22 protein-coding genes are annotated in these 24,539 nt (G+C 33.5%); all 22 read right to left on the bottom strand.

The features are described 5' to 3' along the window. Nucleotides 1–3: 3 nt before the first annotated feature. Complete coding sequence (locus ACJJVM_RS01255) at nt 4–1,140, bottom strand: DegT/DnrJ/EryC1/StrS family aminotransferase (RefSeq protein WP_405210512.1); 1,137 nt, start codon at nt 1,138–1,140, stop codon at nt 4–6. A 5-nt stretch (nt 1,141–1,145) separates the two neighbouring features. After that, nucleotides 1,146–2,108, bottom strand: a complete 963-nt coding sequence (locus ACJJVM_RS01250) for a UDP-GlcNAc--UDP-phosphate GlcNAc-1-phosphate transferase (RefSeq protein WP_405210511.1) — start codon at nt 2,106–2,108, stop codon at nt 1,146–1,148. Then, nucleotides 2,108–3,037 carry an NAD-dependent epimerase/dehydratase family protein gene (locus ACJJVM_RS01245; protein ID WP_405210510.1) on the bottom strand — a complete coding sequence of 310 codons (930 nt, stop codon included), beginning with the start codon at nt 3,035–3,037 and terminating at the stop codon, nt 2,108–2,110. The genes ACJJVM_RS01250 and ACJJVM_RS01245 overlap by 1 nt, the downstream gene beginning before the upstream one ends. Then, nucleotides 3,027–4,163: a glycosyltransferase family 4 protein gene (locus ACJJVM_RS01240; RefSeq protein ID WP_405210509.1), complete on the bottom strand. Its 1,137-nt coding sequence runs from the start codon at nt 4,161–4,163 to the stop codon at nt 3,027–3,029. Before ACJJVM_RS01240 ends, ACJJVM_RS01245 begins: the two co-directional genes overlap by 11 nt. 78 nt (nt 4,164–4,241) lie before the next feature. After that, the gene (locus tag ACJJVM_RS01235; RefSeq protein ID WP_405210508.1) at nt 4,242–5,618 is read right to left on the bottom strand and encodes a phenylacetate--CoA ligase family protein; all 1,377 of its coding nucleotides are present in this window, start codon (nt 5,616–5,618) and stop codon (nt 4,242–4,244) included. 94 nt (nt 5,619–5,712) lie between these two features. Further along, nucleotides 5,713–7,011: a glycosyltransferase gene (locus tag ACJJVM_RS01230; RefSeq protein ID WP_405210507.1), complete on the bottom strand. Its 1,299-nt coding sequence runs from the start codon at nt 7,009–7,011 to the stop codon at nt 5,713–5,715. Nucleotides 7,012–7,038: 27 nt separating this feature from the next. Then, nucleotides 7,039–8,208: an EpsG family protein gene (locus ACJJVM_RS01225; protein WP_405210506.1), complete on the bottom strand. Its 1,170-nt coding sequence runs from the start codon at nt 8,206–8,208 to the stop codon at nt 7,039–7,041. Nucleotides 8,209–8,322: 114 nt separating this feature from the next. Continuing rightward, complete coding sequence (locus tag ACJJVM_RS01220; RefSeq protein WP_405210505.1) at nt 8,323–8,907, bottom strand: acyltransferase; 585 nt, start codon at nt 8,905–8,907, stop codon at nt 8,323–8,325. Next, nucleotides 8,904–10,226 (bottom strand): lipopolysaccharide biosynthesis protein, encoded by a 1,323-nt coding sequence (locus tag ACJJVM_RS01215; RefSeq protein WP_405210504.1) that lies wholly within the window; start codon nt 10,224–10,226, stop codon nt 8,904–8,906. The genes ACJJVM_RS01220 and ACJJVM_RS01215 overlap by 4 nt, the downstream gene beginning before the upstream one ends. A 65-nt stretch (nt 10,227–10,291) precedes the next feature. Next, nucleotides 10,292–11,389, bottom strand: coding sequence for a hypothetical protein (locus ACJJVM_RS01210; protein ID WP_405210503.1), 1,098 nt, complete (start codon nt 11,387–11,389; stop codon nt 10,292–10,294). Nucleotide 11,390: 1 nt separating this feature from the next. Next, a complete protein-coding gene (locus ACJJVM_RS01205) occupies nt 11,391–13,688 on the bottom strand; it encodes an SLBB domain-containing protein (protein WP_405210502.1) in 2,298 nt (765 codons plus the stop codon). 164 nt (nt 13,689–13,852) lie between these two features. Further along, on the bottom strand, nt 13,853–14,938 hold the full coding sequence (gene wecB, locus ACJJVM_RS01200) for a non-hydrolyzing UDP-N-acetylglucosamine 2-epimerase (RefSeq protein WP_405210500.1): 1,086 nt from the start codon (nt 14,936–14,938) through the stop codon (nt 13,853–13,855). A gap of 3 nt (nt 14,939–14,941) precedes the next feature. Next, nucleotides 14,942–15,913, bottom strand: a complete 972-nt coding sequence (locus tag ACJJVM_RS01195) for a Gfo/Idh/MocA family protein (protein ID WP_299150176.1) — start codon at nt 15,911–15,913, stop codon at nt 14,942–14,944. Between the two features lie 5 nt (nt 15,914–15,918). Continuing rightward, nucleotides 15,919–16,500, bottom strand: coding sequence for an acyltransferase (locus tag ACJJVM_RS01190; RefSeq protein ID WP_405210499.1), 582 nt, complete (start codon nt 16,498–16,500; stop codon nt 15,919–15,921). Nucleotides 16,501–16,629: 129 nt separating this feature from the next. Beyond that, nucleotides 16,630–18,024, bottom strand: a complete 1,395-nt coding sequence (locus ACJJVM_RS01185; protein ID WP_405210498.1) for a UDP-glucose 6-dehydrogenase — start codon at nt 18,022–18,024, stop codon at nt 16,630–16,632. 81 nt (nt 18,025–18,105) lie between these two features. Beyond that, nucleotides 18,106–19,113 carry an NAD-dependent epimerase/dehydratase family protein gene (locus ACJJVM_RS01180; protein ID WP_405210497.1) on the bottom strand — a complete coding sequence of 336 codons (1,008 nt, stop codon included), beginning with the start codon at nt 19,111–19,113 and terminating at the stop codon, nt 18,106–18,108. A gap of 8 nt (nt 19,114–19,121) precedes the next feature. Continuing rightward, entirely contained in the window at nt 19,122–19,922 is an 801-nt protein-coding gene (gene cysQ, locus ACJJVM_RS01175) for a 3'(2'),5'-bisphosphate nucleotidase CysQ (RefSeq protein WP_405210496.1), read from the bottom strand. After that, nucleotides 19,919–20,794 carry a dTDP-4-dehydrorhamnose reductase gene (gene rfbD, locus ACJJVM_RS01170; protein WP_405210495.1) on the bottom strand — a complete coding sequence of 292 codons (876 nt, stop codon included), beginning with the start codon at nt 20,792–20,794 and terminating at the stop codon, nt 19,919–19,921. The genes cysQ and rfbD overlap by 4 nt, the downstream gene beginning before the upstream one ends. Further along, nucleotides 20,795–21,349, bottom strand: a complete 555-nt coding sequence (rfbC, locus tag ACJJVM_RS01165; protein WP_405210494.1) for a dTDP-4-dehydrorhamnose 3,5-epimerase — start codon at nt 21,347–21,349, stop codon at nt 20,795–20,797. Then, nucleotides 21,349–22,203, bottom strand: a complete 855-nt coding sequence (rfbA, locus tag ACJJVM_RS01160) for a glucose-1-phosphate thymidylyltransferase RfbA (protein WP_405210493.1) — start codon at nt 22,201–22,203, stop codon at nt 21,349–21,351. The genes rfbC and rfbA overlap by 1 nt, the downstream gene beginning before the upstream one ends. Continuing rightward, nucleotides 22,203–23,246 carry a dTDP-glucose 4,6-dehydratase gene (gene rfbB, locus ACJJVM_RS01155; RefSeq protein ID WP_405210492.1) on the bottom strand — a complete coding sequence of 348 codons (1,044 nt, stop codon included), beginning with the start codon at nt 23,244–23,246 and terminating at the stop codon, nt 22,203–22,205. The genes rfbA and rfbB overlap by 1 nt, the downstream gene beginning before the upstream one ends. Then, complete coding sequence (locus tag ACJJVM_RS01150) at nt 23,246–24,526, bottom strand: nucleotide sugar dehydrogenase (RefSeq protein ID WP_405210491.1); 1,281 nt, start codon at nt 24,524–24,526, stop codon at nt 23,246–23,248. The genes rfbB and ACJJVM_RS01150 overlap by 1 nt, the downstream gene beginning before the upstream one ends. Between the last annotated feature and the right edge of the window lie 13 nt (nt 24,527–24,539).

The following is a 24,539-nucleotide window of genomic DNA, read 5'->3' as shown; positions in this document are numbered from 1 at the left end:
TTATTAAAATCTTTTAAATAATTCAAATATAACTTTTTGAATTCGTTCTTTATCATCATTTGTTAAATTTGATCCGGACGGTAAACATAATCCGTTTTTAAAAAGCTTATCAGAAACTCCTGCCCCATAGAACTCTGCTTTCTCAAAAATGGGTTGCAGATGCATCGGTTTCCACAATGGCCTGGACTCAATATTCGCTTTCGCGAAAGCGTTACGTAAATTCTCTCTATCAATACCTCTTGTCTTTAAGGGATCTATAAGTACAGTATTAAGCCAGTAATTAGAATTATAATCTGCACTAGGTTCCTCATGTAATGTCACACCGATAATATTTTTAAATAAAGAATTGTAAAAATTAAAATTAAGTATTTTTTTCTCTAAATTAACTTTCAATTTATTAAACTGAATTATGCCTAATGCAGCATTTAAATGACCAATTCTATAATTATACCCCAGTGTCGTATGGTGGTAATAACTTAACTTCTCCTTAGCTTGAGTCGCTAAAAAGACTGCCCTTTCCTTTTCTTTTAAGGTATTTACTACAAGTACCCCACCTCCTCCAGTAGTGACAATTTTATTTAAGTTGAAAGAGAGTATCCCATAATCACCTATAGTTGAGAGTTTTTTATTACGATAAGTGCTACCTAATGCTTCTGCACTGTCTTCAATTACTTTTATATTTTTAGCTTTAGCAAAAGCAAGAATAGCATCCATATTGCTCGATAAACCATACAAACTAGTTACAATAATAGCTTTAGGTACCTTTCCTCTTTTACAACAATCAAAATATGCTTCTTTTAAAAATGTTGGAGACATATTCCACGTATTTTCTTCGCTATCAACAAACACGGGTATCGCACCTTGATATAAAATAGGATTTGCACAAGCTACAAATGTCATTGACTGGCATAGAACGAAATCTCCTTTTTGAACACCTGCAAGTATTAATGCCAGATGAATGGCAGATGTACCAGAATTAAGTGCGACTACCTGCTTTGTAGTATCTAGAAATTCTTGTACACGAGTCTCAAAGTCTAGAATGACTTTGTTTATACTTTCGTAAACATCCCCAGATTTTATATCTGGAATAACAATACGATCTTCGTAAACTGGTGGTGATAGATATATAGGCTTCTCCATAAAACTTAAACGGCTCTTGAACGTAAATTCAAAAAACGTCGTACAAATAAGAAGTAGCTAACCGCTAGACTTATTAATACAATTAATGCAATTAGAATTTGAATAGACATTGCAAGGTTATAAGTAGAATAAACCACAAGACAACATAATAACTGTATGAAGGCATATATCAATGAGGTGTCTATGTGGGATAATTTATTAGAATCTACAATTATCTGATACAAGTGATGTCTGTGTGCCTCAGATATTTTTTCCTTCATCTTAATTCTTCTTACAATAGTAAGTACACTATCTATACCATATACTGCTACTAGCAATAGGCTCACTGGGGCTTTTGTAACGACATAAAACTTATAAACAAGAAAAAACACAACTACAGCCAACGAAATACTTCCTACATCTCCAGAGAAGAAAAGCGCCTTCTTTCTAAAATTATAATATCCAAAAATCACTAATGAAAATAGTAAGTATGCTAACAATTCCCCATTTACAAAAATTGTTTGAGTAGCATTAAAGAAAAATAAAAAGCCAACTATAACAATAGAATAAATACCTGTTAAAGCATTGATGCCATCCATAAAATTGTAGGCATTTATAAACCCTACGCCTACAATAAGAAGGATAATTAAAGAGATAATCGGAAAACTAATACTAACCTCATAAATCGCCATTGTTATAGCAACAAATTGAACAGGTAATCTAACTAACGGAGGTAGCGGCTTTATATCATCTATAAAGCTAACTAGAGCAATAATAGAAGTTCCTAGAAATAAATAAGGGTATAAAAAGCCACTTGTAACAAAAAATATAACGAGAGCTAGATAAAATATGACCCCACCTCCTCTTATGGTTATCTGAGTGTGAGAGCTCCTGTGGTTGGGTTTATCAATAATATTAAATCTATCTGCGAGCTTATAATAACCAAAAGATAGGGCTACCAATAAGATAAATACTATAATATATGTCATTAGATCGCTTTAAAAGATTTTATAGTAGCTGTTAATCCAGTTCTAGTGTCAAAATGTTTATCAATTTTCAAAACATCCTTTATTTTATTATTACTCACTTCGTAAGACTCTGTCAGTTTTTGTAACCGCTCTTTATTAAAGGGAAGTCGTAATGATGTCCCTAGACCTGCAATAAATATTACTAAAGAATTATTTACCGAAAGTACTTTTGGTTTTCTATTAATGGCAAGGGCTATAACTCTTATCAAATCATTAGTTGAGATTGCATAATCATCTGCCAAATTAAAAACGTTAGAATCAGGTAACCTATTTAATAACTTATCTATAACCTGCGTGATAGTATTAATAGAAACAAAAGAACGCTTATTATCAAATGCTCCTAATGGGTAAGGTATACCTTTGTAAACAACCTTATATAGTAAATTTAAATTTCCCTTGTTCCCAGGACCGTGAATCATACAAGGTCGGAGTATGTATAATTTTTTATTTGAAGGTAATTCTTTATTTAATAAATATTGTTCGGCTAGTGCTTTTGATTTACCATAAACGGTTCCTGGTTCATAGGGATGATTTTCAGTTAAAACACCTTCTACTTCATCTGCAACCGCTTTTACAGAACTAAAATATATAAATACTTTAGCATCAGACTCTAGAAATAAATCGAAAAGACGTTTTGTGAGCTCTGTATTTACCTCATAGTATTCTTTGTCATTAGAGGTTTTTTTTAAATCGTGTGCTTTTCCTGCCAAATGAATGAATGCATATGAGCTACTAAAATCATTAACAGTAAGATTATTGTAATCTAAAGAAATACTACTTTTCTGTCTTCGCGAAAGCGGTATAACATTCCAGTTTTTAGTCTCTAGATAAGGAACTAAATTTTGTCCTACAAAACCACTTGATCCAGAAATAATTAATTTATTGCTCATAAAGTTCTTGATAGATTTCAAAATGTTTCCTAACGACATTTAACTGGTCAAATTCTTTCTCAGCCTTAACTCTTGAAGCTAACCCCATTTTTAACATCAATTCTGGATTGACGATTAATTTTTCAATTGCATTTGCTAGTTCAATAGTAGACTTTACAGGGACTTTAAATCCGTTAACACCTTCGTCAACACACTCTCTACACCCTATGGCATTTGTAGTAACAATGGGTCTTCCTATAGCACAGGCTTCTATTAAAGTTCTAGGCATACCTTCTCTATAGGATGGTAAAACCACTATATTAGAACTGTTATAAACCGCTACCATATCTTTTTGATAACCTATCCATTTGACATATTCACCATCTTCCCAATCTTTAAGATAATTAGAGCTTACTCCTGCTTTGTTATCATTATCAGCAAGTCCAGATAATATAAATTGTATACGGTTGCTATACTTATCTTTTAATAAGCGGGTTGCTTCTCTAAGCTCTGCAACTCCTTTATCCCATAACATTCGCACAGGAAATAAGATAACTAACCTATCTTCATTAGGTAGTGGAGTTTGATTGAATTTTTTTAAATCAACGCCAGAACCTTTTATATAAAATATTTTATTTTTTTCATTTAGGACTCCTAGATCTCTAAGTTCTGAGTAATCGTCTTTGTTTTGAAAGATAAAACCTATATTCTTATGTTTGAAACCTACCTTCATAAGCTTAATCATAATCTTAGCTACTCTACCTTGATTGTCTCCGGTGAAATTATATCCTAAACCACTTACTGCATTAACAACGGATGGAATCTTAGTGAATTTAGCAGCGAGCGAACCATAAATGACCGGTTTTAAAGTAATGTGATGCACTATATCTGGTGCACTATCTTTATACAATTGTCTGAATTTTATAAGCAGTTGTAACTCAATAAAAGGATTAGTTCCAGATCTGGAGAAAGGAAATGATATAAAATTTATCCCACTAGCAGTAATTTCTTTACTTCTACCACTATCTTCTGCTGCAACTATAACTTCCCAACCGTTTTCTATTGCCTGTTCAGCTATACAGAGTCTATGCGAGATAAAGAACCAGTCTACGTTTACAACGTAGAGTATTTTAGGTTTTCTTGTCATTAAATAAATCTTTTAAGGTTTCGAAAAGATATGAGTTAAGTAAAACTTTGATGAATTTACAATAAATTGTTCAAGTAATTAATCTATCAAATGCTTAATATTATTTTTCACCAATCGGAATTTACCACTTTTTTCTAGGGGTATTTGAGATACATATTCAAATTTCAAATCGATTTTACTTCCAACCCTATCTATCCAATTTTGACGAAATTTATCTTCGCTTTTTGTGGTGAACGATTTTGGATCTTTTATAATTTTTATCAAAATATGGTCAATATGATTTTGCTCTGCTTGAAACTTAATGATTCCATTTATATCCTTGAGTGTATTTGAAACATTTCCAAGATTAATTTTACCTTTTTCTATAGAATAAACATAGTCATCTATTCTACCCAAAATCTCTTTTACTAAGGGGTTATTATTTCCGCAATTGCAAACTTCAGTACTTAATTCTATAGAATCTCCTATATCATATCTTATTAGGGGTGTACCGTGAGTAGTAAAACTCGTTACAACAAGTTTTCCAGATTGAGCAGGCTCATTATCCTTATTTAAAACCTCAAAAACTCCACTTTGAAGTTCTAAATGAAGATTCCTATTTGAGCATTCTATAATAAATGGTGCTCCTTCTGATGATGCATACTGATCATATACACCACAGTGAAAAAATGATTCTATAATATTTTTATTAACCTCTGTGATACTCTCTGCAGTGGGAAATATAGCCTTTACAATTCCTTTGGGAAAAGATATATTTTCTGCAATACCATATTTTGCAATTTCAACTATGTTTGAAGGAAAACCAACTAAAAATTCTGGAGCAAATTCAATCAAATCTTTAATATAAAACCTTAAATAGTCTTTCTTTATGTGAAAAGTTGAATAATACTTAACGTTATAAATATAGTCTTCTTTCCAGAATCTATTTTTTTTAACGTCTTTGTCTGTAAGAATATTTTTTCCAGAAAACCAGGCAGTCTTTTTACCTAATTCATAACCAAAGTTAGATCTAAAATTATCCAACATTGCAAAACGCTCTTGGTAATCTTCTTTAGTAAAGTAAACTTCTAAAGATTTGCCTGTAGTACCCCCCGTTTTTGAAATAACAGCCCCTTTCTTACTAATGGTATAAACATCATTGAGATTAACTCTTATATCTTCTTTAGATAAAATGGGTAATTGAGATATTAGCGAAAAATCTGTTGGGCTTTCTATATTGTTAAATTTTTTTTTAAAGTAATCCGAGCGTTCAATGGCGTTGCATATGAAAGATTTATAACGATCTTTTTGTACTACTTTAAGTTGTTGAAGACTTAAAGTACTATTTTCCTTAAAAATCTTTCTGTAGTTCTTGTACTTCCCACCATATCTTATTCTATTGTTAGAATAGTTGTATAAAGAGATTAAGAAATTTTGAAAAAGATGAGGAAGTAATTTGTAAACTTTTTCTCTCATATAATTATGTAATTACAGTTTTCACTTGGACTAAAAATTGCTCCTTAGTATTTATATAATAATCGGTGTTGTAATTAAAAAACAAACATTATTTTTATTCAATTATTCTCTCTAAAAGCTTAGTTTGATTTTTCCTATCAAATATACCTAGCACTTTCTCTTGAGATACTACACTTAGCTCATCACCCTTCCACATTTTTATTATATTCGTAAGCTTATCAAGCTGGTTCTCCTTTGTATCATTGTAAATATCAAAATTTGATCCTAGATTATATGTATCGATGAGAGCTGATGGTTCTGAAGCATTTGGCGCGAAATTAATAATATATTTATTTGCTGCGAGGTATTCATAAAATTTTAAAGGAACCCCTGTATAATGTGAGAGCTTCTCCCCTACTATTAACCACAATATGGTAGACTGTTGATATTGTTTCAAGACCTCATTGCGCGGTATTTTACCTATGTAATCTACTACTGCATAAGATTTAAAACTTGCCATTTCATCTTGTAGTGATTTTTCAAAATTACCAGCAATCACAACTTCAACATCATCTAGAGACATCAGTCCCTCCTCTATTGCCCAATCTAATAATTGCAAAAGCCCTTTTGGAGACCTAATACCGCCATAGAAGCTACCAGCATAAAATATCCTTATCTTCTCTGAGCTTCTCGTTATTGCCTCTGTCTCCACGTTAAAATCATCTGCATCAAACCCATTGTAAATCACAGAAAATTTTTCGGCATCATTTTGATAATGCTTTGCATAAATATCACGCATTGCATTTGAAATAAAAGTAATCTTATCAGCCTTTTTAAGGATTTTATTTTCAAATCTCTTATGAAAAAGAGAGAGTGGCCAGGGCGAATGTAATTCCTGACCGTGTATGTAATGATAATCTCTTAAGTCTCCTATAAGTTGCACGTTTGGATTCATCTTCTTTACGTGCATCCCAAGTAAATGATTTGTCATTGATGGTGATGTTGAAATAACAGAATCCAAACCATCTATAAGACTTTGGTTCTCCAATAAATACTTTTTTGCTTCCTTATACCAAAAAATTGCTTTGTCTGGTATTAGAAAATAAGAGCCTATCTTAACAATACCTCTTTTCAATTTCGTTTTAAACCCCTTTGATGTGCTATCCATTTTAGCACTTCTTAAGTCTTTTCCTATATTACTTTTTAATAAACTTTTTACAGCGATAAGCTCAACAGCAGGTAATGCATTATCCATAGAACTATCCGTACCAAGTGAACTATCTGGATTACTACACGTTAATACAGTTACCTTATACTTACTCTTATCTAAATATTTTGCCCAGCTATAAGGTCTTCTGGCTGCAGGTGCATTATAAGGTGGGTAGATGTAACTTATGATGAGTATGTTTTTCATTGGTTTTTCTATTAAATAGATGAATTTTTATAAATAAATGAAAGTATAATCCCAACCTTCATAAATGATCCAGAGTAAGTTACCGTACCAGATAGTTTTACTCGTAATGGAAATGCTTAGAAAAATGACATTAAAAAAGAACGTGAATGAATAGGCAGGAATTAATAACAATACAAATCTACTATTTAAATAATTTTCATATTCTCTCAGAATCATTAAAATTACAAACAAAGCAAATAAATAGCCTACCATAAGAAATCTCCCACCAGAAGGCATAGTTGCAATAATGAATGAAAAAGTAAAATAAAAGAAAACAAAAGCCAACATCTTATTTATCACTAAGTCTTTAACACTATTCTTTTGTAATTCACGCTTCAAATAAATAAGTATAGTGAAAAAAGCTATTTTTATAAGATTCTGAAAGAAATTAGATACCATTAAAAATGGGGAACTTGAAGCTCTCTCTTTGTAAATATCAGCTACTTCGGAGCTATTATATGTGCCAATTTTATTTGATATACTATCTGAAGGTACAAGAGACCCTATAAAGTCTAAACTTATAATATTAGATGCCAATACCCAAGAAGCGATGAAACTGAAAATAAAAGAATAATATAATAAGTTATTTACGCCAGTATTACTGTAGGTGAATTTTTTAATAATTACGTATAATAGAATAACTATAACACCGAATAAGAAAGAAAAATGGACCAAAGGTGCACACAGAACTAATAATAAATATCTATTCTTATTATAAAGGACGACATTAATGACTCCATAAAAGAATACCCAAATAGCAGTATTAAAACGAGCTCCATTAATATTAGTTATTGGATTGATTATTATAAATAAAAAGAATAATAAAGATGCGTAGAACCCAGAATAGTTAGCTTGTTCTTTTTTGAAAAGACGAATAGAGAAATACCAAAAAAAACCAAAAACTAAACCAAAACTCGCAAAAAGTATCTTAGGATTATCAGTGAAAGACTTCAAAAAGGCATAAGTAAGAAATCTATAAAGATCTGGAGCTCCACCTAATAAATATAACTGATATATATCATAAATAGACTGATAATTAAACTCATTAAAAACTAGTGCTACTCGATAAGAATCTACAGAGTCATTTGAAAATGCAAAGGAAAACCCAAATAAGGTACAGAATGCAACAAACAGAATCCCATTCGTTCTAGATTTCAAATTTCGTATAGCTATTAAAAAAGATACAAAAGGAAAAATGAAAAATATAGGTATGTTTAATAATGAGTTTTTATTTTTCATTTAACAATAACAAACAAGATTATTTCAAATTAATTAAGAGCTACAACTACAATTACTATTTGCCTTATGCTTTTTTTCGCATTTAGTACAAATATATGCTATAACTTTAGCTGGGTTTCCTACTGCGATTGAATTACTAGGTATATTTTTAGTAACAATAGCACCAGCACCAATTATGGAATTATCTCCTATATTAACTTCTGGAAGCACTACACAATTACTACCCAACCACACATTTTTACCTATAATAATTGGCTCGCTTAAACTATGTTTAGTTAAATCATCACTTGAATGATTTGCGCTAATAAAACTACAATTATATGCCCATATGGTTCCCTCACCAAATTCAATACCGTTTATTGCCTGATAGTAACATCCGCCTGAAGTTGCGAGACTTAAATAGACACTCTTAAGATTATTACCCGTTAATTTAACATTAGATGGATTATTGACCCTAGAAGTATAATGTAATAGAAAAGGACTAGGGGCATTAATACGCAATATAACCTTAACAAATGAATTTAGAAGATAAGTTCCTATGCCTGTAGCATAATACTTTCTTTCAATTAGTCTATTTACGAATGGAATAAATGCAAAAAACTTAACAATTTTCATCATCTCAAATAAGCTATTATAATTAATATTTGTAATACAAATATTAATTTGTTAAAAGTGACTATCTGCAAATATCGTTTTAACATATCTTCTTTTACTAAATAGATGATCCACATTACAGAGGTAGAGAATAGAGTACCAAAAACAACTCCCCTAATACCTAAGAAGTAATATAAGCCGACAGAAACTATTAAATTTAAAAATAAAACCAATAAACTAATTTTTGTTATCAATTTAGTTTGACCTTTTGCAGTTAATAAAATACCATAGTTATTATTTCTAAAAAGTAAAACCAATAAATATGTTTTAAATAATGTTACTGATGCAGTGTAGTCTTTACTATAAACAAAGAAAATAATATCATCAGCAAAAAACATTGCTAATAATATAAAAGGATAGGTTATAAAAGAAACCTTTTTTGTGGTTAGCAGCCACAAGAGTTTTGCCTCAGATTCTTTATTGGACTCAATTAATCTAACCATTTTTGGAAATATTTGCTGTGAAAATGCCGCACTAAACATTGCAAATATTGGTATCTCAAAAGCACCCACAGCAAAAATTGCGAATGTGGTATCATCTTCAAAAATATTAACTATGGCCTTATCTAGATATGCACTAAAGAGGCCTGTAAATGTAGCCAAGTAAAGTGGAAACCCATAAACCCATAACTTTTTTAAAATACCTTTATCAATTGATAAAACCTTAAATGTTAAACCAGAATTATAGAAATAAAATAGACTAGGAAAAAAAAACACAGAAAAATAAGTGAGTATAGCAACTCCAATATAGTATTCGGGTTTTAAATCTAAAATATAGCAGCCTAAAAATACAATACACAAACTACTCAATGCTCCATAAATAGACAACATTGTTAACTTTTCCTCTAGATTAATATTTATATAAGTATATCGAAGGATTTTATTTAAAAGATATGCTAAAAGTGGTAATGGAAAAAAAATAGAATATAGATAATAACTCCCAAGATTTACCAAATTAAAAAAGTGAAAGAGATTGAAAACGCATAGTATAGTAAATAGAATAATACCTATTCGAAAGAAAATAAGTATTACATTATTTAGATAATACTCGACATTAACTATGTCTTTAGCAATGAAAAATTTATAACTTTCTGCAAAACCAAATGAAACTAATGGAATACCTAAATTGAGTAGAAAAAAAACTTCTTTCCATAATCCAAAATCATTCACTTCGAGTTTTTTCGAAAAAATAAAATCAATTGCAATAAAAAGGACGGCCACAAAACTCTGTGATATCGCAATGTGAAATGATTTAACTGTAGTCCCACTTCTATATTTCTCCAATATTGAAATAACTTTCTTGTACAAATTCAAAATAAATTAAGGTTACTCTATAAAAGGCAATAAAATTAAACTTCAGTCCACAGACTCCTTATATATTTTTTTGATACAATAAACACGTACCTAAATACTGCAAACATAAATCCTATAATAGCAAATAGGAGAATTTTAATTAACGTATTACCATTTTCCGGTTGTAGAGGAACTACGGCGGGATTAATTAATGTGAAATTTGGAGTATCTTCTTTTATTTTTAAACTTTGAGAGATTCGCTGTTGTTCAAGATCTGAATATAAGGTATAGAGTAAAGTAGCCTCATTTTCGAGCTGTCTTTTCCTTATAAGAGATGACTCTGTAGCATTAAATCTATTGCGGTCTGTATAGCTCGCCAGCCTAACCTGAGCATCTTTATATTCTTGCTTTGTCTCTTGATATTGGCTTTCTATAAAATTATATTTCTCTCTAGCTTTGGCTATTCTATATCGTATAATTTCTTTCTGTAAACGAACTTGAACTTGTTGGGCAAGCTGTGCAGCTGCAATCGGTTCTTCGTTTATAATGGTCTTTATTTCTAGCGTACCATCCTCTTCACTTATGCTAAAAGAAAGTTTGTCTTTTAAAGATTTGAGAACTTTTTTATCATCACTAGTTATATATTCTAGTGAATCTAATTTATTAACAACTCTTTCTGGAGAAGAGTCATCACTAAAGATTAGTTTAGGTAACCCTATCGTATATTTTACGATATTCTCACTTAAGGATAATCCCTCTTTATTTATAACATATTCTTCAAAAGTAATTAAAGAATCTTCATTTTTAAGTTTAATTGGAATATCAAAAAGTTGTTTTCTAAATTCCCAACTATTTATTATTTGTGGATACAAAAATGTTGGTATATCACTAGAACTTGAAGACTTAATAGATCCTCCACTAATTAGGGAAGCTATACCCCCAAGACCACTAGATTGAGCACTACTAGAGTCTTGGGTAATAAATAACACCCTCGAGCTATAAGATTTTGGAGTAAATAATACCACCACAATACCTAATAGAACAAATATTAAAATAGATACAATGATAAATTTCTTAGTTTGCAGAAAACCTTTAACTAAGCTGAGGATGATTTTATAATCATTCTCATTTGAGTGATCAATTCTTTCTTCCATATTAGTTTGAAAATAATCTTTCTACTAGGAGCGCTATAGTAGCAAATCCTGTTGTAATACCCAACACTTCTTCGGTACTCATACCACCTGTGCGTTCAGCTTTTGAGGGCACTACTACTAACGAACCTGGTTGTATAGGTGGATAGGTCTTAAAAAATAAAAAGCTTTTTGTTGCTGCAATATCACCATTGGGATAAATCACATAAGACTTTCTCTTCTTGGCTTGATTATTAAAACCTCCAGACTTGCTTATGTAATCTTTAAATCTTAGCCTTTTATCATATCTTACTAGTGATGGAAGTAGCACTTGACCTTCTATCTTAATAGTTTCCTTTATCGTAGGAATTATAATTCTATCACCATCTTTTAAGACCATATTCTGTGAAGATCCTGGTCCCTCTTTAAGTAACTTATTAAAATCTATAGCAACGCGGTACTCCTCAAGATTATTTAAATCAATATTTACGTTTTTTGTTGACGTACTGTCATTAATTCTATCTGAAGTTAATTGTTGTATAACTTCCTTATAATATGGATTTCTTCTCACAAGGCTTCCTCCTTGCTTAAAAGCATAAGGAGATAAACCACCAGCCTTTTCTATCAGATCAAGAATACGTTCATTTCTATAAGTTACATCATACGCTCCAGGGAACATTACCTCTCCCACTACAGAAATACCTATTTGATCTCCAGAACCTTTAAGATATCTTACAGTAATCTTATCATTAGGCATAAATACAAAAGGTGTATTTGTATTCATATCTAGCTTAGTATTACCAGATATTTTAAAAGTCTGATTAATGGTTTTATAATCATCATCAATAATCTCTCTTGTAACATCTATTACTCTAGGATCTGCATCTTTTTCATATCCACCAGCTAGGAGAACTAGTTCTTCTAGTCCTACTCCATCTATATAAGACATAGTCTGTGGGTTTTTTACTGCTCCACCTATGGTGAGTGTGCCTTGCTCTTTTAAACTATACTTATCAAAAACACTTACGACATCATTAACCTGTAATGTAATATCTACACTACCGTCAATTACGTCTTCAAGTGAATATGATGATGAAGTACTATTTTTTCCTTCTGGATTACTTGTTATCACTACCCTATCTAAATATGCCGTTTCCAAAACTCCACTCGCTTTATCTAATAGTTGCTTTAGTGACATATTAGGTGTAAACTCATAATCACCAGGCCTATAAACCGCTCCATTTATCGAGACTCTATTTTCTACCTTATCAATAATTTCATTGATTACAATTGCATCACCATCACGCAACCTAGCATTTCTAAAATCTCCGATATTCAATTCTTTTAAAACCCTTCTATCACCTTCTATACGTTCTAATTTTATTACATCTTTAAAAGCATTTGATGTAAAACCACTTACGTACTTAAGAAGGTCTGCAAAAGTTTCATTTGTCTTCATCTCATAGACTCCTGGACGTTTTACCATCCCACTAACATTTACTTTAGATATATATGGTTTGACAATAATGACATCTTGATCCCTCAATGTAGCATTTCCTGTCTGACTACCATTTACTAAATAATTATAAATATCAAAGTACGGAAGTTCAACACCATTACGCACAAGCTTTATTTCTCTAAAAGTACCTTGATCTGTAGGGCCTCCAGCTGCATATAATGCATTGAGAACTGTAGATAATGCGCTTAAAGAATATGTGCCAGGTACTGCCACCTCTCCTATTATATTAACCTGGACTGTTCTCACACTAGATAAAGAAATATCTGTAAAAATTTTATAAGGACTACTAGCTGGTGCAGAGATACCTCTATATACGTTAAGTAACTTACTTTTAATTTTAGAGCTTGCCTCCTCAATAGTTAAACCACTTACTAATACTTGACCTATATTAGGAATTTTTACACTTCCATTTCTATTAACCTCTAGATCAAAAGTATTTTCGGCAGCACCCCATAAACTCACTACAAGCCCGTCACCAGGCCCTAACTGATAATTTACAGGAGTTGCAAGATTTAAATTAGGTTGAAAACTAATCTTTGGATTATTAAAAAAATCGTATCCAAACAAGGTAGACTTTTTTAACTCTCTAAAATTTTCTTGATTTACATCTGTAGTATCCTTACGAATTGCTAATAGGTCTTGACTATTATTACCTACATCTTGCGCACCTTGCATTTTACCTGCAAGTGCGTTTACCTGTTCTGGTGACAACCCTTTTGAGGCTGCAAGCGCCCTAAGCTGCTCTGGAGTATATCCGCTAGCTTTAGCTTTGGAAACTAAGCTTTGCACATCTTGTGACGGCATAGCGTTTATATCTTCTACGGTCTGGCTGTAAGAATTTGTTGTTATTAGTATAATAAAACAAAAAACACATAGAGAGCGTAAATTCTTAATTATTGTCATATATCGTAAAATATTTTTCGTCAAAATTTATTAAATCTAAATCAATTTCATTTTGATTTAATTATTCATTTATGCTTAAGTAAACCTTCTATAATTTTTTTACTAGCCTCTCCATTACCGTATAGATCTAACGAAAAATCTGGTGATTGAGAATGAGCATTTTTAAAGGCAGCCATAATAGTTTCAAAATCGGCTCCTACAAGTTTGTTAAAACCATTATCTATCAATTCAACCCACTCGGTCTCATCACGTAAGGTTAGACAGTATTTCTTAAAAAAATAGGCCTCTTTTTGTAAACCTCCACTATCTGTTAGTACAAGAGAACAGTTTTTTAGTAAATACAACATTTCAACATAACCCACAGGGTCTATACAGTGTAGGTTACTTCCTATTTGTATATCATATTTTTTTATAAAACTTTTAGTTCTAGGGTGCAATGGTAAGACTACAGGAGTCTCTTGAGATATGGTGTTTAGTGCTTTAAAAATATTCTTTAATCTTTCAGGGTCATCAGTGTTTTCTGCCCTATGAACAGTTGTAAGGATAAAGTTAGATGGGATTTCTTCTTGTGGTGCTTTCGCGAAAGCGGAAAACATAAGACTTGCATCCATCATCACATCACCATTCTTAACGATTGCGATATCAAGATCATTATACCCTTCTTTTTCTAGATTACTTATTGCCGAATCTGTGGGGCAAAAAAGCACACTACTTACTCTATCTGTCAGAATACGATTAACCTCTTCTGGCATACGCATATTAAAAGAACGTAACCCTGCTTCTATATGAGCTAATTTAATATGCAGTTTTGATGCAGCTAGAGCTCCAGCAAGTGTTGAGTTAGTATCACCATAAACCATCACCCAATCTGGTTTTTCTATAAGTAATACTTTTTCTATTTCCTCTAGCATTTGTCCCGTCATAGCACCGTGTCCAAGTCCATTTATATCGAGTTGATATGCAGGCTTTGGAATATCCATTTGCTCAAAAAAGACATCACTCATATTGCTGTCGTAATGCTGTCCCGTATGCACTATAACCTCACTTATAGATTCCTTTGGATTGGTTTGATTGTACTCTATAAAAGATCTACTAACCGCTCCAGATTTAATAAATTGAGGTCTAGCTCCTATAATTGTAACGACTTTCATTATTTATTTTTTTCTAAAAGGGTGTATAGCCAGTGCTTTCTTTGCAAAAGGGTGATATTCTCCTTTGAGACCTATTGCTTCTGAATTACGGATATCATAGACAATATCTATGGCTTGTGCAGCATCTTCTATACCATAACCATTACCATTTAATATTTCTTTATAACTGGTAGTATGCAAATCTGTAAAGCCTCCACTAAACTCTAACTCTTCCCCCTCAATGGTAATAGATCTATATGTTCTCTGTCCTTTCTCTACAACTTCTTTTGGTAAGACTTCATCATTTATAGACAAAAACCACCTTACTCTTGCACGCTCAAGTTCTAGATAACCAGAAGCTCTATCGTGCTCATAGATATGCGTGATATTTTGTTTTACACCTCCAAAAATCCAAGATAACATATCAAAGAAATGTACACCGATATTTGTTGCTATACCGCCAGATTTTGACTCATCACCTTTCCAAGATGTATAGTACCAGTTACCTCTTGAGGTTAAATAAGTAAGGTCTACATCATAAATTTTATCTTTGGGCCCGTCATCTATTTTTTTCTTAAGATCTATTATACTTTGATGTACACGTAGCTGAAGAATATTATATATTTTTTTACCCGTCTCCTTTTGTATATTCTTTAATGAATCTACACTCCAAGGATTTAAGACAAGTGGTTTCTCACATATAGCATCTGCCCCCTGTCTTAATGCAAAACGTATATGAGCATCGTGTAAATAATTCGGTGTACAAATACTTACATAATCTAAGTTTATATTTTTATCGTACTTAAGCTTAGAGATATGACGATCAAAACGCTCAAATTCAACAAAAAAATCAGCATTTGGAAAATAACTATCTATAACCCCTACACTATCAAAATTATCTAAGCCTGCAATTAAATCATTCCCAGTTTCCTTAATGGCCTTCATATGCCTAGGTGCAATATATCCTGCAGCCCCTATTAATGCGAAATTCTTCATATAATTTATGCTATGCGTTTAACTTTATTATCATTTAGACTATACTGCTGACTAGTCTCAGGACAGATAGCTATATTATTGTTATCAAATGTCAATCTATGACCATATTCACTTACCCAGCCAAGTTGTTTTGCGGGGTTTCCTACTACCAATTCATAGTCAGCAATCTCTTTTGTAACTACCGCTCCAGCTCCTATAAATGCAAACTTACCTATATCATTACCACAAACAATTGTTGCATTTGCCCCGATTGATGCTCCTTCCCTAACAATGGTTCGTGCATACTCAGATTTACGGTTTACTGCACTTCTTGGATTTATGACATTTGTAAAAACCATCGATGGGCCTAAAAAAACATTATCCTCACAAGTAACCCCTGTATATATTGAGACATTATTTTGAACTTTCACGTTACTACCTAATATTACATCTGGCGAAATAACAACGTTTTGACCTACGTTACAATTCTCTCCTAGTGTAGAATTTGTCATAATATGTGAAAAATGCCAAATTTTACTTCCATCACCAATGGAACAATTATCATCTATAACTGCCGTTTCGTGGGCAAAATAAGTTGTTTTTGACATCGATAAAAATTATTTTTCTAAGCTTTGTTTAAGTTGCAAATATAGTTTTTCTGTATCGCATCTACTAATTAAAAGATTGGCTAAAATTCTAAGCTTTTAACTGTTATACACTTCATTCAAAGTGAAAAACTAACCTTTCCCTATTGTATAACATTCAAAACCTATATTCACAATTTTTTGCGTGTCGAGCAGGCCCCTTCCATCAAAAACAAAAGCAGGCTTTTGCATCTCATTATAAATTTGTTCCCAGTCATAATTAACAAACTCATCCCATTCTGTCATAATAGCAATGGCGTGCGCATTATCACAGGCTTCCATAGGGTCGTTAACTACTGTAACCAAAGCTCTATTTTCAGCTTCAGAACGCGTGTTTAAATAATCCAGATCTGCTAGAATCTGTTCCTCAGAAACCTTTGGGTCATATATAACTACCTCTGCTTGTTCATTGAGCAAATAGTCTGCCACATAAATGGCTGCCGATTCTCGCGTATCATTAGTATCCTTTTTAAATGCCCAACCTAATAATGTAATCTTCTTACCAGAAACGGTGTTAAACAGGGTCTTTACTATCTTTTCTGCAAATCGTCTTTTTTGGTGGTCATTCATAATAATAACCTGCTCCCAGTAATCTGCCACCTCATTAAGTCCATATGACTTTGCAATATAAACGAGGTTTAAGATATCTTTTTGAAAACAAGATCCACCAAAACCAACGGAAGCCTTTAAAAACTTTGGCCCTATCCTCGAGTCTGTGCCTATGGCTCTGGCAACTTCTTGAACATCTGCTCCAGTAACTTCACAAAGCTCAGACATCGCGTTAATAGAAGAAACGCGTTGAGCAAGAAAGGCGTTTGCCGTGAGTTTAGACAGCTCTGAGGACCATACATTTGTTCTTAAGATACGCTCTTCTGGAATCCAATTTGAATAAATGTCTGCAAGAGCTTCTGTAGCCTTTTCACCACCAGGAGTATTTTCTCCCCCTATAAGTACACGATCTGCATTAAGTAAATCTTGAATTGCAGTACCCTCGGCTAGAAACTCTGGGTTTGATAAAATATCAAAGCGTACACCTTTACCTGTATTGTGAAGTATATTCTGTAATGCTTCGGCAGTACGTACAGGTAGTGTAGATTTTTCTACTACAATTTTATCTGTAGTCGCTACTCTGGCAATCTGGCGAGCACATAGTTCTATGTACTTTAGATCTGCTGCCATCCCTTTACCTACTCCATACGTTTTAGTAGGTGTGTTTACAGATATAAAAATAAGCTCTGCTTCATCTATCGCCTTATCTACTTCTGTAGAAAAAAATAGATTTCTCCCTCTAGCTTCTTTTACAACTTCAGCCAGGCCTGGTTCATAAATGGGTAGGTTACTTACATCTTCATCATTCCAAGCTGCGATGCGCTTCTCATTAAGGTCAACTACAGTAACTTTTATATCTGGACATTTTAACGCAATTACAGACATTGTAGGTCCTCCTACATAGCCTGCTCCAATGCAACAAATGTTTTTTATGCTCATATTTTTAAATTATTGGCAAATCGCAAATATAGCAGTTTGCATACTAATGACAGGAAAATCTTACGCTTTCGCGAAAGCGTACTAATCCTTATAATAACTTTTATACCATTTTACAAAGGCCGCTATCCCATCTTCGACACTTACAGATGGTTGATAGTTATAATGTTCACGCATAGCCTTTACACTTGCCCAAGTCTGGTTTACATCACCATCTTGCATAGGAAGCATTTCTTTTTTTGCTTTTTTACTAAGTTCTAGTTCTAAGGCTTCTATAAAGTCTAATAGCTTTACAGGCTTGCTATTACCTATGTTTAAAATCGTATTTCCGGATTGCACTTTATTTTGTATTACAGACTTAACACCATCTATGATGTCTGATATGAAAGTGAAATCACGTGAGAGATTACCTTCATTAAAAACCTTAATAGGTTTATTATTTATTATCGCATCTGTAAATAAAAACATTGCCATATCTGGTCTTCCCCAGGGACCATACACTGTGAAAAAACGTAAACCAACAGCATTTATACCGAATAGATGTGCGTAGGTATGCGCCATTAACTCATTAGATTTTTTTGTAGCGGCATAGATACTTATGGGCTCGTCTACAGACTGTTTTTCTGTAAATGGAACATTAAGACTATTGCCGTATACACTAGAGCTACTTGCATAAACAAGTTTTTTTATATCATAATTACGACAGCATTCTAATATATTTAAAAAGCCTACAACATTTGTATCTATATATACCTCTGGATTTTCAATAGAATATCTTACGCCCGCTTGAGCTGCAAGATTACATACGAGGTCGAAAGACTCTTTTTTAAAAAGCTCAGGCAACGCTTCCCTATCCTCAAGATTCATACGCACAAATTTCAGTGCTTTATGCTTGTGGCTTGCCACTGTCAAATTCCAGACTGATGCTTCTGCTTTTGATATACCTAATTGCGATAATCTATCATACTTAAGATTAGGGTCGTAATAATCGTTAACATTATCAAGAGCCACTACAGTATGTCCCTCGTTGAGCAATTGCTCACAAAGATGATACCCAATAAAACCAGCGCCACCTGTAACAAGAATTTTCATAAACAGTATTAATAAGCTTCAAAGTTAGGACTAAATAAGGACTTCTTATTATATGTTAATTTCTCCGTTGTTCCTGCAATAAAAACAGTAATTCCAGCGGTCTCACATATAGCATCACCAGCAGCCGTATCCCACTCCATACAAGGAGCAAATCTAGGGTATCTATCTGCCTTTCCTTCTGCAAGCAGACAGAATTTAAGCGCACTACCCGCAGGAAGTAAGCTTACCGAATTGGTATTTTTTTTTAAATCCTCTATATACGCTACTGTTTGCTCATTGAGGTGAGAGCGACTTGTCACGACTCGTATCTCTTTTTGTGATTTTAGCTTATTTGTAAAAATTATATGCTTATCATCCACTACTTGATTCCACCCCATCTCTATTGTAGGATTTGAAATCTTATAGCTTTTGCCTAGTGAGCTTCCACCTAGATATAGTGTATCAGACACCGGAATATAGATAATACCAAAAACTGGCCTAGCTCCTATTATCAATGCAATGTTTACAGTAAATTCTCCATTGCGATTTATAAACTCTTTGGTGCCGTCTAATGGATCCACGAGCCAAAAGATGTCCCAAGTACTTCTTTCTTCATAAGGGATTTCGGCGGCTTCTTCACTTAAAACAGGAATGTTTGTAGCACTCAGCTCCTTACAGATTACCTCGTGGGCACGAGTATCTGCAACTGTAAGGGGTGAATCATCACTTTTAAGAATGCTGTCAAATGCTGTCGCATACACCTCTCTAATTACATCACCAGCTTGAAGCGCAGCTTTGACAGCGATACTTTTAAATTGATCACTTATCATAATTTAACCAGCATTTTCTCAAGACTTTCTTCCCAAGGCACATTTTTAATCCCTAAAAGGTTGATGATTTTAGAACTTTCTAATTTACTATTTTTTGGGCGCGTGGCCTTTGTTACAAAGCGGTCGCTGGACACAGGTAAAACGTTTATACTCATTTTCTTGTAGCTGAATACCGCTTTCGCGAATGCGTACCACGTAGTGACACCCTCATTTGTATAATGATATACACCTGCATTATGTGTAGTAAGCACGTTTGACAACTGTAAAATAATACAAGCTAGATTATTTGCCAACGTAGGTGATCCATATTGATCGTTTACAACCGAAATCTCGTCTTTCTCATTACCTAATCGTAACATAGTCTTCACAAAATTACTCTCGTAAACACTATAGACCCAGGAGGTTCTTATAATAGCATAGTCGAGAAGCCCTGAAGTAATTATGGCCTGCTCACCAGCAAGTTTAGACTTGCCATAAACCGTTGTTGGATTTGTAATATCTTCCTCTGTATATTCTTCTGGTTTTTCTCCGTCAAAGACATAATCTGTAGAAATGTGAATGAGTTTGATTCCATTATCCTTACAAGCTTGAGCTAGATTCTTTACTCCTATTACATTTACTAGGAAAGCTTTCTCTTTATCCTCTTCGGCGGCATCTACAGCAGTGTATGCGGCTGTGTTTATTATAACATCTGGTTGATGTAAATCAATCGCTTTTTTAATAGAAGATGTTGATGTGATATCTAACTTAGATTTTGACAGATGTACACTCGTAACATTCTCAAAAGTAGCTTCTTCCTCCTTTATGGCTTGTGCCAGCTGACCACCACCACCTGTAATGAGTAATCGTATATTTCGCGAAAGCGTACTCATTTAAAATAGGTTAGACGGTAAATCTGAAAGCATCGTATTTTCCTTATCTTTTTCTGAAAGGATGACATCCTGCTTATCTAATAACCAATCGATTTGCAATGATGGATCGTTATATGCCAGACCACGCTCACTCTCTTTATTATAGTAGTTATCGCATTTATAAATAAACGTTGCGGTATCGCTAAGTGTTACAAAACCGTGCGCCATCCCTTTTGGAACGAAAAGTTGTTTTTTATTTTCTGCACTGAGGTGTATGCTATAAGCTTTCTTATAAGTAGGTTCGTTTTTTCTTAAATCAACAACTACATCAAGTACCTCACCTGCTACAACCCGTACGAGCTTAGATTGTGCAAACTCCCCTATTTGAAAATGAAGCCCACGCAAGACGCCATATGTAGACTCCGACTGATTATCTTGAACAAAATCTGGTTCAAATCCTGCAAAGCTTTGAAATGCTTTTGCATTAAAGGATTCATAAAAATAACCTCGATCATCTTCAAACACCTTAGGAGTGCATATAATTAAATCTTTGAATGCTGTTTTTTGAAATTCCACTATAGTGTATTTATGTATTGTGCATATGCACCTTTACCATATCTTGAAGCACTTGCCTTAAGAGCTTCGTATGATATCCAATTCATCTTGTAAGCAATCTCCTCAAGACAAGCTATCATTGTGCTTTGATTACGTTGTAAAACTCTTATAAATTCTGTCGCATCATCTAGTGCATCTACTGTGCCTGTATCAAACCAAGACATCCCTCTACTCATAACACCTACAGTAAGCTTTTTACGAAGTAAATATTCTTGATTTATTGCTGTAATCTCAAGCTCTCCCCTATGAGAGGGCTTAATTTCTTTTGCAATAGCAACTACATCATTATCATAAAAATAAATACCAGGTACGGCGTAGTTAGATTGTGGACTCTCTGGTTTTTCTTCGATACTCGTGACATTCATATCCTTATCAAAAGCGACAACTCCAAAACGCTCTGGGTCACGCACAGGATATGCAAATATTGCACCTCCATCTACTGTTACTTTGCTTTGTAATAGCTTACTGAGACCATTCCCATAAAAGATATTATCACCTAGTACAAGAGCTACTTTATCATTTCCAATAAAGGATTCTCCTATAATGAAGGCTTCTGCAAGTCCGTTGGGCTGTTCTTGCACCTCATAAGAAAAGGAACATCCAAGTCCTGATCCATCACCTAATAGCCTTTCAAATAGATGACAATCTTCCGGCGTTGTGATAATGAGAATCTCACGTATACCAGCAAGCATAAGTACTGATATAGGGTAATATATCATAGGCTTATCATACACAGGTAGCAATTGCTTGCTTACAGCAATGGTAAGTGGTGACAGTCTAGTTCCAGACCCTCCAGCAAGTACAATACCTTTCATTAAGTATACATTTTATTGTAATATTCTTGATATGCTCCAGAAGTGACGTTCTCTAGCCAAGAGCCATTGGCAAGATACCAATCTATTGTGAGTTCTAGCCCTTCCTCAAAAGTAACAGATGGTTTCCACCCCAGTTCTTTTTCAATTTTTGAGGCATCTATGGCATATCGCTTGTCGTGACCTGGTCTGTCTTTTATAAAGGTAATAAGAGATTGAGAGGTATTACGCTTTCGCGAAAGCTTCTCATCCATCTTATCACATAATAACTTTACGAGATCAATATTTTTCCATTCATTAACCCCACCTATATTGTAGGTTTCGCTTAGTTTTCCCTCTTTAAATATACGTGCTATAGCGCTTGCGTGATCTTTTACAAATAACCAATCTCTTGTATAGTTGCCATCACCGTAAACAGGAAGCGCCTTGTTTAAAATAATATTATTTATAAATAGAGGAATGAGTTTTTCTGGAAACTGATTAGGTCCATAATTGTTAGAGCAATTACTAATGATATATGGTAAACCATAGGTTTCTCCATAAGCTCTAACAAAATGATCTGAGCTTGCCTTAGACGCAGCATAGGGTGAGTTTGGGTCGTATGACGTAGTTTCTGTAAACAAGCCTGTCTCACCAAGTGTACCATACACCTCGTCTGTGCTTATATGGTAGAAAAGCTTGTTATTAAAGTTATCTTTCCATATTTCCTTAGATGCATTGAGCAAGTTTAATGTTCCAATAACGTTAGTCTGCACAAAAGTTAGAGGGTTTTTAATACTTCTATCTACGTGAGACTCTGCTGCTAGGTGGATTACCTTATCAAATTGATATTTGGAAAATAAGGTCATCAAAAAGGGGGCATCATTGATGTCCCCTTTTATAAATGTATAATTGCTAGACGCTTCTACATCAGCCAGGTTCTCTAGGTTACCTGCATATGTAAGTGCATCAAGATTGTAAATATGACTCTCTGGAAAAACTTCTAGAAATAGCCTCACTACGTGAGAACCTATAAAACCTGCTCCTCCTGTAATAAGAATGTTCATTACAGCTTAGCATCTGCTTTATTGCCTAAAACTCCTTTGACGTCATAGACAACAGAATTATCATTTTTTAATATATCTAAATCTAATGTTCTAAATTCATTGTGTGATACTGCTTGAACAATAGTATCAAACTTCGCATTTGGCAACTCAGTTAAGGCTTTAAGACCATACTCGTGCTCAACTTCATCTGCATTAACCCAAGGATCATATACAGTCACGTTAATGCCAAAATCTTCAAGATGTTTGATTACATCGACGACTTTAGTATTGCGAACATCAGGGCAGTTTTCCTTAAATGTAATTCCTAATAAAAGTAGGTTTGCACTTTTCACTTTTATATCATTTTTAAGCATAAGCTTCACAACTTCTGCTGCTACATAAGCTCCCATACTGTCATTAAGCCTTCTACCGGCAAGAATAATTTCTGGATGATATCCTAGTTCTTGTGCCTTTTGAGCTAGGTAATAAGGATCTACTCCAATACAGTGCCCACCAACTAAACCTGGCTTAAATGGAAGGAAATTCCATTTTGTGCCAGCAGCTTCAAGTACATCGTGTGTATTGATCTCCATAAGGTTAAAAATCTTAGCCAGCTCATTTACAAATGCAATGTTTATATCACGTTGTGAGTTTTCAATAACTTTTGCAGCCTCGGCTACTTTAATTGTAGGCGCTAAGTGCGTCCCAGCGGTTATCACAGAAGCATATAAATCATCTACCTTCTTACCTATTTCTGGTGTGCTTCCAGAAGTAACTTTAAGAATTTTTTCTACAGTATGCTCTTTATCTCCTGGATTGATTCTTTCTGGAGAATAGCCTACATAAAAGTCTTCATTAAATTTGAGTCCGCTCACACGCTCTAACACAGGAACACACTCATCCTCTGTTACTCCAGGATATACTGTGCTTTCATATATAACAATGTCACCTTTTTTTAGAACCTTCCCTACAGTCTCGCTACTTTTATAAAGAGGCGTGAGTACTGGTCTATTATTTTTATCTACTGGTGTAGGTACTGTAACTACATAATAGTTACAGTCTTCTATATCCTTACTATCTGCGCTACAAAAAAGTCCATTAGCATCATTTACCTCAGTTTTTAATACGCTTTGAAGAACCTCGTCAGACACTTCTAATGTACTATCAGTACCAGACCTTAACTCATCTATACGCTCTTGATTAATATCAAAACCTACCGTATTATACTTTGTTCCAAATAACCTTGCTAATGGAAGACCAACATAGCCTAACCCTATAACTCCTACTTTAATTTTTGTCATATATTGTTGTATT

Origin of the sequence: Dokdonia sp. Asnod2-E02, from assembly GCF_045063915.1 — a bacterium.
GTDB lineage: Bacteria > Bacteroidota > Bacteroidia > Flavobacteriales > Flavobacteriaceae > Dokdonia.
This window is presented reverse-complemented; position numbering and strand designations above follow the sequence as displayed.